Origin of the sequence: Lysobacter antibioticus HS124 (assembly GCF_000336385.2) — a bacterium.
Classification (GTDB): domain Bacteria; phylum Pseudomonadota; class Gammaproteobacteria; order Xanthomonadales; family Xanthomonadaceae; genus Lysobacter; species Lysobacter firmicutimachus.
Genome location: NZ_HG424458.1, coordinates 12,351 through 24,541 on the forward strand (window position 1 = coordinate 12,351; position 12,191 = coordinate 24,541).

At 67.6% G+C, this 12,191-nt stretch carries 6 protein-coding genes; 3 read left to right on the top strand and 3 right to left on the bottom strand.

Going from position 1 to position 12,191, the window contains the following annotated elements; genetic code table 11:
• Window positions 1-258: 258 nt before the first annotated feature.
• Window positions 259-2,844, bottom strand: a complete 2,586-nt coding sequence (acnB, locus tag TX83_RS04290) for a bifunctional aconitate hydratase 2/2-methylisocitrate dehydratase (protein WP_064746700.1) — start codon at window positions 2,842-2,844, stop codon at window positions 259-261.
• Between the two features lie 381 nt (window positions 2,845-3,225).
• Here acnB and acnA point away from each other — a divergent pair, with 381 nt between their 5' ends.
• The gene (gene acnA, locus TX83_RS04295; RefSeq protein WP_064746701.1) at window positions 3,226-5,994 is read left to right on the top strand and encodes an aconitate hydratase AcnA; all 2,769 of its coding nucleotides are present in this window, start codon (window positions 3,226-3,228) and stop codon (window positions 5,992-5,994) included.
• A 436-nt stretch (window positions 5,995-6,430) separates the two neighbouring features.
• Here the strand turns inward: acnA and TX83_RS04300 are convergent, their stop codons facing one another.
• The gene (locus TX83_RS04300) at window positions 6,431-6,940 is read right to left on the bottom strand and encodes a DUF4440 domain-containing protein (RefSeq protein WP_064746702.1); all 510 of its coding nucleotides are present in this window, start codon (window positions 6,938-6,940) and stop codon (window positions 6,431-6,433) included.
• Between the two features lie 218 nt (window positions 6,941-7,158).
• Here TX83_RS04300 and TX83_RS04305 point away from each other — a divergent pair, with 218 nt between their 5' ends.
• Window positions 7,159-8,835 (top strand): long-chain fatty acid--CoA ligase, encoded by a 1,677-nt coding sequence (locus TX83_RS04305; RefSeq protein ID WP_064746703.1) that lies wholly within the window; start codon window positions 7,159-7,161, stop codon window positions 8,833-8,835.
• A 197-nt stretch (window positions 8,836-9,032) separates the two neighbouring features.
• On the top strand, window positions 9,033-9,968 hold the full coding sequence (locus TX83_RS04310; RefSeq protein WP_079248042.1) for a crotonase/enoyl-CoA hydratase family protein: 936 nt from the start codon (window positions 9,033-9,035) through the stop codon (window positions 9,966-9,968).
• Window positions 9,969-10,019: 51 nt separating this feature from the next.
• Here the strand turns inward: TX83_RS04310 and TX83_RS04315 are convergent, their stop codons facing one another.
• Complete coding sequence (locus TX83_RS04315) at window positions 10,020-12,191, bottom strand: response regulator (RefSeq protein WP_064746704.1); 2,172 nt, start codon at window positions 12,189-12,191, stop codon at window positions 10,020-10,022.

The window sequence follows — 12,191 nt, forward strand, 5'->3', positions numbered from 1 at the left end:
GGCGATCCCTTCATTGATCGTCACGCGCTGCGCGACGGCGGGCGGCCATCGCCGCGCCCTCTCTCGCTAGACAGCGGCGCTGCCGCGCCTCACGCAACCTCGCCGCGGAAGACTGCGCCCCGATACAGCGACGAAGCGGGCGTTCGCCGGCGCGTCGCCGACAGGGCCTGGAAAGCGCCCCAAAGCGCTCGCCACGGGGCGCGAGACAAAGAAACCCCGGCCGGAGCCGGGGTTTCTCGTGACGCGTCGCCGCTCGAATCAGGCAGCGACGGTATCGGCGACCTGCTTGTAATCTTCGATCTGGTCGAAGTTCATGTAGCGGTAGATCTTGTCGCCGTTGGCGTTGATCACGCCGATGTCCGCCATGTACTCCTCGCGGGTCGGGATGCGGCCCAGACGCGAGCAGATCGCGGCCAGCTCGGCCGAACCCAGATACACGTTGGTGTTGCGGCCCAGACGGTTGGGGAAGTTGCGGGTCGAGGTCGAGAACACGGTCGCGCCCTCGCGCGCCTGCGCCTGGTTGCCCATGCACAGCGAGCAGCCCGGCATTTCCATGCGCGCGCCGGCGGTGCCGAAGGTGCCGTAGTGGCCTTCCTTGGTCAGCTCGGAGGCGTCCATCTTGGTCGGCGGCGCGACCCACAGGCGAGTCGGGATGTCGCGCTTGCCTTCCAGCAGCTTGGCGGCGGCGCGGAAGTGGCCGATGTTGGTCATGCACGAGCCGATGAAGACTTCGTCGATGACCGCGCCGGCGACGTCGGACAGGGTCTTCACATCGTCCGGGTCGTTCGGGCAGGCCACGATCGGCTCGACGATCTGGTCCAAATCGATCTCGATCACCGCCGCGTATTCGGCGTCGGCGTCGCCTTCCAGCAGCTGCGGGTCGGCCAGCCAGCCTTCCATCGCCTTGATCCGGCGCTGCAGCGAGCGGGCGTCGGCGTAGCCTTCGGCGATCATCCACTTCAGCAGGGTGATGTTGCTGGTCAGGTACTCGACGATCGGCTCCTTGTCCAGCTTGACCGTGCAGCCGGCGGCCGAACGCTCGGCCGAGGCGTCGGAGAGTTCGAACGCCTGTTCGACCTTGAGCTGCGGCAGGCCTTCGATCTCGAGGATGCGGCCGGAGAAGATGTTCTTCTTGCCCTGCTTGGCGACGGTCAGCAGGCCCTGCTTGATCGCGGCCAGCGGGATCGCGTTGACCAGGTCGCGCAGGGTCACGCCGGGCTGCATGGTGCCCTTGAAGCGCACCAGCACCGACTCCGGCATGTCCAGCGGCATGACGCCGGTGGCCGCGGCGAACGCGACCAGGCCCGAGCCGGCCGGGAACGAGATGCCGACCGGGAAACGGGTGTGCGAGTCGCCGCCGGTGCCGACGGTGTCAGGCATCAGCATGCGGTTGAGCCAGCTGTGGATCACGCCGTCGCCCGGACGCAGCGCAATGCCGCCGCGGTTGCTGATGAAGGCCGGCAGTTCGTGATGGGTCTTGACGTCGACCGGCTTCGGGTAGGCCGCGGTGTGGCAGAACGACTGCATCACCAGATCGGCCGAGAAGCCCAGGCAGGCCAGATCCTTGAGCTCGTCGCGGGTCATCGGGCCGGTGGTGTCCTGCGACCCCACCGAGGTCATCTTCGGCTCGCAGTAGGTGCCCGGGCGGATGCCCTGGCCTTCCGCCAGGCCGCAGGCGCGGCCGACCATCTTCTGCGCCAGCGAGTAGCCCTTGCCGGTGTCGGCCGGATTCTGCGGCAGGCGGAACAGGGTCGACGGGGCCAGGCCCAGGGCTTCGCGGGCCTTGGCGGTCAGGCCGCGGCCGACGATCAGCGGGATGCGGCCGCCGGCGCGGACTTCGTCCAGCAGCACGTCGGACTTGAGCGCGAACTCGGCGATCAGCTCGCCGTTCTTGAACGCCTTGCCCTCGTACGGACGCAGCTCGACCACGTCGCCCATGTTCATCTGCGACACGTCGAGTTCGATCGGCAGCGCGCCGGCGTCTTCCATCGTGTTGTAGAAGATCGGCGCGATCTTCGAGCCCAGGCACACGCCGCCGAAGCGCTTGTTCGGAATGAACGGGATGTCCTCGCCGGTGAACCACAGCACCGAGTTGGTCGCCGACTTGCGGCTGGAGCCGGTACCGACCACGTCGCCGACATAAGCGACCAGGTGGCCCTTGTCCTTCAGCGACTCGATGAAGGCGACCGGGCCGCGCTTGCCGTCCTCTTCCGGCTCGATGCCGTCGCGCTTGTTCTTGAGCATCGCCAGCGCGTGCAGCGGGATGTCCGGGCGGGTGGTCGCGTCCGGGGCCGGCGACAGGTCGTCGGTGTTGGTCTCGCCGGTCACCTTGAACACGGTGACGGTCATCGACTGCGGCACTTCCGGCTTGCTGGTGAACCACTCGGCGTCGGCCCAGCTCTGCAGCACGGCCTTGGCGTTGGCGTTGCCCTTCTCGGCCTTCTCCTGCACGTCGTGGAAGGCGTCGAACATCAGCAGGGTGTGCTTGAGCGCGTCGGCGGCGACCGCGCCGACTTCGGCGTCGTCGAGCAGTTCGATCAGCGGATGGATGTTGTAGCCGCCGAGCATGGTGCCCAGCAGTTCGGTGGCGCGGGCGCGCGAGATCAGCGCGTTCTTCTCGCTGCCGAAGGCGACCGCGGCCAGATAGGAAGCCTTGACCTTGGCGGCGTCGTCGACGCCGGCCGGGACGCGGTGGGTGATCAGGTCGAGCAGGAACTCTTCCTCGCCCGCCGGCGGGTTCTTCAGCAGCTCGATGACCTCGGCGGTCTGCTGGGCGGTCAGCGGCAGCGGCGGAATGCCCAGCGCGGCGCGCTCGGCAACGTGTTGGCGATAGCTGGAGAGCATGGAGAGTCCCGTCGGAGTGGAGCGGAAAGACGCCGTACCGTTGCGTGGTCCGCTCGGCGGACCGGGCGGATTGCGTGGCGGCTTGGGGGCGAGGCCTCAGGCGCCCGCCAGGGGCTCGGCCTCGACCGCGTATTTTGCCTTCAAAGGCGCCTTCGGGCAACGCGGCGAGGGCGGCGCCCGGCCCCGCCGGGCAAGGCTTTGCGCGATCCGTCCATACGCTTGCGGCGGAACGCTGTAGCCCGCTTAGACCATTGTCTGCACGCTACCTGAACCCGATAAAGCGATAATCGGCGCCACGCCCGACCGCACGGTCGATCGGCGCTAAGCCAGCCACCGTGCCGTGCCTCACGCACGCCAGCCGCATCAAGGAGCTCCAACGACATGCCCGACTCCTACGCCACCCGTCGCAAACTGACCGTCAACGGCCGCGACTACACCTACTTCAGCCTGCCGGCCCTGGGCGAGCGCTTCGATATCGCCCGCCTGCCCTATTCGATGAAGATCCTGCTGGAGAACCTGCTGCGCCACGAGGACGGCGGCGCCACGGTCGGCAAGGAGCACATCGAGGCGGTGGCGCAATGGGACGCGGCCAAGGAACCCGATACCGAGATCGCCTTCATGCCGGCGCGGGTGGTGCTGCAGGACTTCACCGGCGTGCCCTGCGTGGTCGACCTGGCGGCGATGCGCGACGCGGTCGGCAAGCTCGGCGGCAACCCGAAGCAGATCAACCCGCTGATCCCCTCCGAACTGGTCATCGACCATTCGGTCCAGGTCGACGTGTTCGGCCGCCCGGACGCGCTGGACCTGAACGGCAAGATCGAGTTCGACCGCAACAAGGAGCGCTACAGCTTCCTGCGCTGGGGCCAGAAGTCGTTCGAGAACTTCAAGGTGGTGCCGCCGAACACCGGCATCGTCCACCAGGTCAATCTGGAAAACCTGGCCCGGGTGGTGGTCGGCCGCGAGGTCGACGGCGCCCTGCTGGCCTTCCCCGACACCGTGTTCGGCACCGACAGCCACACCACGATGATCAACGGCATCGGCGTGCTCGGCTGGGGCGTGGGCGGCATCGAGGCCGAGGCGGCCATGCTCGGCCAGCCCTCGTCGATGCTGATCCCGCAGGTGGTCGGCTTCAAGCTCAGCGGCCAGCTGCCGGAAGGCACCACCGCCACCGACCTGGTGCTGACCGTGACCCAGATGCTGCGCAAGCTCGGCGTGGTCGGCAAGTTCGTCGAGTTCTACGGCGACGGCCTGCAGCACCTGCCGCTGGCCGACCGCGCCACCATCGCCAACATGGCCCCGGAGTACGGCGCCACCTGCGGCATCTTCCCGATCGACGCCGAGGCGGTGAACTACCTGCGCCTGTCCGGCCGCTCGGAAGAGCAAATCGCCCTGGTCGAGGCCTACGCCAAGGCCCAGGGCCTGTGGCACGAGCCGGGCCAGCCGCACGCGACCTACTCGACCACGCTCGAGCTCGACCTGCGCGACGTCAGGCCCTCGCTGGCCGGCCCCAAGCGTCCGCAGGACCGGGTGCTGCTGGAAAACGTGCACAGCAACTTCAACGACAACCTCGGCCCGTTGATCGCCAACCGTAAGCCCAAGGGCGTGGGTTGCGCGATCGAGGAACTCAACGGCGAAGGCGGCGCCCAGCCGCAGGCCGAACACCTGGCGGCCAAGCCGGTGTCGAAGATCCGCATCCAGGAACAGGACGCCGAACTGTCCGACGGCTCGGTGGTGATCGCCGCGATCACTTCCTGCACCAACACCTCCAACCCGGCGGTGATGCTCGGCGCCGGCCTGTTGGCGCGCAACGCCGCCCGGCTGGGCCTGAAATCCAAGCCCTGGGTCAAGACCTCGCTCGGCCCGGGCTCGCTGGTGGTCACCGACTACCTGAAGAAGGCCGGCGTGCTCGACGACCTGGAGAAGCTCGGCTTCTACGTGGTCGGCTACGGTTGCACCACCTGCATCGGCAACTCCGGCCCGCTGCCGGACGAAGTCTCCAAGGGCATCGCGGAAAACGAGCTGGTGGTGGCCTCGGTGCTGTCGGGCAACCGCAACTTCGAAGGCCGCGTGCATCCGGAAGTGAAGGCCAACTACCTGGCCTCGCCGCCGCTGGTGGTCGCCTACGCGATCGCCGGCACGGTCAACATCGACCTGACCCAGCAGCCGATCGGCAAGGGCAGCGACGGCCAAGACGTGTACCTGCGCGACATCTGGCCGAGCAACAAGGAAATCGGCGACGTCATCGCCGCGACGGTCGGCCCGGAGCTGTTCGCGCAGAACTACGCCGACGTGTTCAAGGGCGATACGCGCTGGAACCAGATCGCTTCGCCGGACGGCGAGTCTTTCGCCTGGGACGAAGCCTCGACCTACATCAAGAACCCGCCCTACTTCGACGGCATGACCATGCAGGTCGGCAGCATCGACGACGTCCATGGCGCCCGGATCATGGGCCTGTTCGGCGATTCGATCACCACCGACCACATCTCGCCGGCCGGCAACATCAAGAAGGATTCGCCGGCCGGCCGCTACCTGATCGGGCGCGGCGTGCAGCCGGTCGACTTCAACAGCTACGGCAGCCGCCGCGGCAACGACGACGTGATGGTGCGCGGCACCTTCGCCAACATCCGCATCAAGAACCTGATGTTCGGCGGCGAGGAAGGCGGCAACACCCTGTACTACGGCGGCAACGGCGCCGCGCCGGAGAAGCTGGCCATTTACGACGCCGCGATGAAGTACAAGGCCGACGGCGTGCCGCTGGTGGTGTTCGCCGGCAAGGAATACGGCACCGGCTCCTCGCGCGACTGGGCCGCCAAAGGCACCAACCTGCTCGGGGTCAAGGCGGTGATCGCCGAGAGCTTCGAGCGCATCCACCGCTCCAACCTGGTCGGCATGGGCGTGCTGCCGCTGCAGTTCAAGGACGGCGAGAACGCCCAGAGCCACGGCTTGGACGGTTCGGAAACGATCAGCGTGACCGGTCTGGACGACGGCAAGGCCAAGACTGCGACGGTGACGGCGAAGAAGGCCGACGGCAGCGAGAAGCGCTTCGAGGTCAAGGTGCTGCTGCTGACGCCGAAGGAAGTCGAGTACTTCCGCCACGGCGGCATCCTGCATTACGTGCTGCGCCAGTTGGCGGCGAAAAAGGCCGCCTGACAGGCTCCGGACGGAGCGGAAGCCCCCGCCACGGCGGCATCCTGCATTACGTGCTGCGCCAGTTGGCGGCGAAAAAGACCGCCTGACAGGCTCCGGACGGGGCGGGTGAGTCGCGTTCCCTTCTCCCGCTTGTGAGAGAGGGGCTAGGGTGAGGGCCTCGACGGCCCGCGTGCCCTCATCCGCCCCTTCGGAGCACCTTCTCCCGCAAGCGGGATGCAGCGGCGGCGCCGCTCGAAACCGCCCCCGAGGCAGAAGCGCCGCAAGTCGCGACCCACCCACGCCGGTTTGGCCCCGCCTGGGACGGACCCGCGCACCCAGATGCGGCCCCGCCCGGCCGCGTCCGAAGCCCTCCGACAGGCGATCGTCTTTTGCATACGCGCAGAACCGCCGAAGGCGATCTCACACGCCCAGGGCGCGCCGCCGCCCCCGATCGCGGTCACAGCCGTGGCTGCCATTGCGCCGAGGTCATGCGCCACTGGCCGTCTTGGTCGCGCCAACCGGTCTGCACCGAATACCACTGCGCCGCTTCGGGCAAGGGCTGCCCCGCCCCACCGCCGAGCGCGGCCTCGAAACGCACGCGTGCGTGGCCATCCTGCAGCGCGATGTCGACCTTGCCGAGCTTGACCCAGACCGAGCGATAACGCAGGAAACCGGCCACCGCCAGGCGCCGCGCGCCGGCCCGGTCCATGCCTTCCGGACCGATGAAATCCTCGGCCAGTTGGGCCTCGATCGCGGCCGCATCGCGGGCATCGATCGCCGCCTGCAATTGCTCCATCGAAGCGCGCAGGCGCTGTTCCGGCGCCGGCCGTTCGGCGCAGCCGGCCAAGCCCAGCCCAAGCAGCGCGCCCCATGCCCAGCCGCGCCCGCCGCGCGCCGGCCGCGGCGAATCGGCGCCGGGAGCGGTCCGGACGGTCGGGATCGGGAAGGTCGCTAGCACGCTGCGCATGGCGGAAAAACACCGGTGGCGGAAAATCGCACGACCGTTCAATCGGCCGTGTCCGACTGCGATCCTGACAGGTCCGCGCCGCTGCCGACAACGCCTGCGCGAACGCTGCGCCGCCTCCTTGCCAGTGGGTAGAGCCTATGCTCCAATCGATCAAACACCGTACGGCGGCGCACACAGCCGCCTGCGCCGATATCTAAGCGATTAAAGAGGGGATCGCGATGAGTTTGGAACGTCCTTGGCTTGCCCAGTATCCGCAAGGCGTGCCCGCACAGATCGACGTCGACGAATTCCCGTCGGTGGTCTCGGTGCTGCAGAACGCGATCGACAAATACCGCGATCGCCCGGCCTTCTCGAATTTCGGCAAGGTCCTCACCTACGGCGACATCGACCGGCTCAGCGCCCAGTTCGCCGCTTACCTGCTCGGCGAGCTCAAGCTCAAGAAGGGCGATCGCGTCGCGATCATGATGCCCAACTGCCTGCAGTATCCGATCGCCACCTTCGGCGTGCTGCGCGCCGGCCTGAGCGTGGTCAACACCAATCCGATGTACACCCCGCGCGAGCTCAAGCACCAACTCGTCGATTCCGGCGCGTCGGTGATCTTGGTGCTCGACAACTTCGGCAAGACCGTGGCCGAAGTCGTCGCCGACACCCAGGTCAAGCAGGTCATCACCACCGGCTTGGGCGACATGATCGGCGGGCTCAAGGGCCCGATCATGAACTTCGTGCTGAAGTACGTGAAGAAGATGGTGCCGGACTACGACATCCCCGGCGCCGTGCGCTTCCGCGACACCCTCACCCTGGGCCAGATGCACAAGCTGCCCGAGGTGGAGATCTCGCCCGACGACATCGCCTTCCTGCAGTACACCGGCGGCACCACCGGACTGGCCAAGGGCGCGATGCTGACCCACCGCAACCTGGCCGCCAACATGCAGCAAGCCGCGGCCTGGGTCGGGGCCAACGTCAAGTACGGCCAGGAAGTCATCATCACCGCGCTGCCGCTGTACCACATCTTCGCCTTGACCGCGAACGGCCTGGTGTTCATGAAGTTCGGCGGACTCAACCACATGATCACCAACCCGCGCGACATGGCGGGCTTCGTCAAGGAACTCAAGAACACGCCGTTCACCGCGATCACCGGGGTCAACACGCTGTTCAACGGCCTGCTCAACACGCCCGGTTTCGATCAGGTGGATTTCTCGCGCCTGCACCTGACCCTGGGCGGCGGCATGGCGGTGCAGCGCTCGGTCGCCGAACGCTGGAAGCAGGTCACCGGCGTGACCCTGGTCGAGGCCTACGGTCTGACCGAGACCTCGCCCGCGGCCTGCATCAATCCGATGGACCTGCCCGAGTACAACGGCGCGATCGGCCTGCCGATCTCCTCCACCGACGCCTGCGTCAAGGACGAGGAAGGCCGCATGCTGCCGATCGGCGAAGTCGGCGAACTGTGCATCAAGGGCCCGCAGGTGATGAAGGGCTATTGGCAGCGGCCCGAAGAGACCGCACAAGTCATCGACGCCGACGGCTGGCTGCACACCGGCGACATGGCGCGCATGGACGAGCAAGGCTTCTTCTACATCGTCGACCGCAAGAAGGACATGATCCTGGTGTCCGGCTTCAACGTGTATCCGAACGAAGTCGAGGACGTGATCGCGATGATGCCGGGAGTGCTGGAAGTGGCCGCCGTCGGCGTGCCGGACGAGAAGTCCGGCGAAGCGGTGAAGGTGGTGATCGTGAAGAAGGACCCCGCGCTGACCGCCGACGAGGTCAAGGCCCACGCGCGCGCCAACCTCACCGGCTACAAGCACCCCCGCTACGTCGAGTTCCGCACCGAACTGCCCAAGACCAACGTCGGCAAGATCCTGCGCCGCGAGTTGCGCGACAACGCCAAGACGTGAGTTTGGGTGAGCCGGTCGCAGCGCCGCGCGCTACGACCGGCCATTGCCGCATTCAGGAGCCCCTGCCCGGCAGGGGCTTTTTTGTGCGCGCCAACGCAGGCAAAACGCGAACTCGGGCTTGTCTGAACACACTAGGAACGAGGTGTAGCATCGAATTGCGGGACTTTTTTCCCGCCACCGACCTCCAGGAGTCCGCCATGTCCATCTCCGCTCGTTTCCCCATCGCCGAAGCCGCTTCCGTCCGTTTCCCGGCCGCCGAAGCCAGCCTGTTCCGTCATGTGGCCGATGCCGCGGGCAGCGTCGATTGGGGCTACATGCACGCCCAGCCCGAGCTCGTCCATGGAGCGGACGCGGTCTATTCGCCCTGCTTCTCGATCCGCCTGCTCGACGACATGAAGCGGGTGCAGGAACGCATCCGCCGCGAACTGGCCGCCGACACCGATCCGCGCGCCGGCATCCGCCATTTCGTCCTCGGCTCGGAAGCCGATGTGTTCAATCTCGGCGGCGACCTGGCCCTGTTCTCGCGCCTGATCCGCGAAAACGATCGCGAGCGCCTGCTCGATTACGCGCGCCTGTGCATCGAAGTCGCGTTCAATCTCTATCAGCTGCACGAAGACCGCGTGCACAGCATCGCGGTGATCCAGGGCGACGCGCTCGGCGGCGGTTTCGAGGCGGCGCTGTGCTGCCACACCATCATCGCCGAGGCCGGCACCGGCATGGGCTTCCCGGAGGTGCTGTTCGACCTGTTCCCGGGCATGGGCGCCTACACCTTCCTGACCCGGCGCGTTTCGCCGGCCCAGGCCGAGCACATGATGCTCAACGCCCGCGTCTATCCGGTCGAAGAGCTGCTGCGCATGGGCGTGGTCGACCAGGTGGTGCCGCGCGGCTGCGGCCTGCAGGCGGCGCACGACACGATCAAGCGCAACCAGCGCATGGGCAACGCGCTGCGGGCGATGAACACCGTGCGCCAGGCCTGCCGTCCGGTCAGCCTCGAGGAGCTGCTGTCGGTCACCACCGAATGGGTCGACGCCGCCATGCGCCTCAGCGACCGCGGGCTCAAGACCATGGACCGTCTGGTGCGCGCGCAGCAGCGCCGGGCCGGCTCGGCCGCGCTGAATCTGGCGCTGGCATGATCGTCTTGCAGGGGGGAGCCTGCCACGCGTCCTGCGTGGCAGGATGCAACGTCACGATACGTCGGGGACGTCCTTGCCGCGCCCGCCGCCCCGGCTGAGGCGCGCGACTTCCTGACGGCTGAGGTCGGCGACCGCCGCCAGCTGACCGGCGAGTTCGCTGACGAGTTTGCCGTGTTCGCGCGCCAGCGCATCGTCGCCGGCCCGCATGATCTGCGAGCAGCGTTCGGCGATGGAGTGCGCACCCAGGTTTTCGCACACGCCCTTGTAGGCATGCGCGACCTCGCGGAATTCGTCCCACTGCTGGGCCAGGCCGGCCGCAGCGAGATTGGTCTGACAGGCCGCGGCGTCCTTGAGGCATTGCTCGACGAAGTCGCGCAGGAACTGATCGCCCAACCCCATTTCCGCCAGCTCGGCGAGCACCGCCGGATTGGTCAGCGGACGGCTGACGTCGCTGATCGCGCGCACCGCCGGCAGACGCTGGGTGTCGACCACGTCGGCGATGGTTTCCAGCAGGCGCCCGACCACGATCGGCTTGGTCAGGAAGGCCATGGCGCCGGCTTCGCTGGCCGCCTCCGAAGCCTGCAGGGTGGCGTCGGCGCTGAGGATGATGGTCGGCGTGCGGCGGCTGTTGCCGGCCTGCATGAAGCGCAGCTGGCGGATCACGTCCAGGCCGCTCAGGCCGGGCATGTGCATGTCCAGGATGGCCAGTTCGAACTGGCCGGTCTCGAGTTGGTCCAGCGCCTCCTCGCCGTCGTTGACCGCCTGCACGCGGTGGCCGGCGCGTTCGAGGATGCGGGTCAGCACGGTGCGGTTGGCCGACTGGTCGTCGGCGATCAGCACCTTGAGGCCGCGCACCCGGGTCTTGTGGCGGATGAACGGGTCTTCGAACGAGACCACCTTGCCGCTTTCCTGCGGCTCGGCCTCGTGGGTCTGCGGCGCGGCCTCCTCCAGCCGCAGCGGCAGTTCGATCCAGAAGTGGCTGCCGCCGCCCGGATTGCCTTCCAGGCCGATCTGGCCGCCGAGCAACTGGGTCAGGGTCTTGGCGATGGTGGTGCCCAGACCGGTGCCGCCGAAGCGCCGGGTCGGGCCGTTGTCGACCTGCTCGAAGGCCTGGAAGATCCGCTCCTGGTCCGCGCTGGGAATGCCGATGCCGGTGTCGCGGACCGAGAAGCGCAAGCGCGCCTGGCGACCGCCGCCGGGCAGCGGCGCCGGCGCGCCGCCGTCGGCGATCCGGGTCACCAGCGACACGCCGCCCTTCTCGGTGAACTTGACTGCGTTGTGCAGCAGGTTCAGCAGCACCTGAGTCAATAGCGCGCTGTCGCCGTTCAAGCGCAGCGGCACGTCCTGCTCGACGTCGATCTTGAGGGTCAGGCCCTTGGCCGCGGCCAGCGGCTGCAGCATCTTCTGCAGGCGCTTCATCACCTCCTGCAGGTTGAAGTCGACGTCGCGGCGCTGCAGCTTGCCGGCCTCGATCGCCGAGATGTCGAGCACGTCGTTGACCAGCAGCAACAGCGATTGCGCCGAGGTATGGATGACGTCGGCGTACTCGCGCTGCTCCGGCGCCAGGCGGGTGCCGTGCATGAGCTCGGCCATGCCGATGATGCCGTTCAGCGGCGTGCGCAGTTCGTGGCTCATGTTGGCCAGGAAGCGGCTCTTGGCCTCGTTGGCCCGGCGCGCGTCCTCGGTGGCCTTCTGCAGGCTGCGCAGCAGCGAGGACAGATAGGCCGGAATCGCCACCAGGCCCAGCCACAGGCCGGCGCTCAAATAGGGCTGGTCGCGCCAGTACGGATTGGCCAGGATCACCGCCAGGAACGAAGCGCCTGCCAGCGAGGCGGAGGTGTACAGATAACGGGTGCCGTAGCGCAGGCCGTTGCCGATGGTGACCCACAGGACGATCACGTACAGCGGCGCCAGCGAGGGCGCGTCCAGCGACATCAGCGCCGCCAGGGTCGAGTAGTCGGCGATCATGCCGATCCAGCGTCGAAGGTGCGAGACCCCGGGCCAGCGCACGATCCCGGCCAACAGCCCCAGCCCCACCAGCGATTCGGCGGACATCACCCAGAGCATGGTCTGGGTCGCCCGGCTGTCCTGCTCGAAGGCCTGCAGCCCGAGCAGATAGGCCACGATCAGGCAGGCGATGATCAGACGCACCAGGGCCTGCCCGTGCTCGCTGTCCGGGCGGTTGGATAGGCGCTCTTTCAGCAAGCGCAGGATGGAAGCCAT

Bases quoted from the DNA above. Each gene is read 5' to 3' on its own strand.
- acnA (WP_064746701.1), top strand. From the start codon at position 3,226: ATGCCCGACTCCTACGCCACCCGTCGCAAACTGACCGTCAACGGCCGC.
- acnB (WP_064746700.1), bottom strand. From the start codon at position 2,844: ATGCTCTCCAGCTATCGCCAACACGTTGCCGAGCGCGCCGCGCTGGGC.
- TX83_RS04315 (WP_064746704.1), bottom strand. From the start codon at position 12,191: ATGGCTTCCATCCTGCGCTTGCTGAAAGAGCGCCTATCCAACCGCCCG.
- TX83_RS04300 (WP_064746702.1), bottom strand. From the start codon at position 6,940: ATGCGCAGCGTGCTAGCGACCTTCCCGATCCCGACCGTCCGGACCGCT.
- TX83_RS04310 (WP_079248042.1), top strand. From the start codon at position 9,033: ATGTCCATCTCCGCTCGTTTCCCCATCGCCGAAGCCGCTTCCGTCCGT.
- TX83_RS04305 (WP_064746703.1), top strand. From the start codon at position 7,159: ATGAGTTTGGAACGTCCTTGGCTTGCCCAGTATCCGCAAGGCGTGCCC.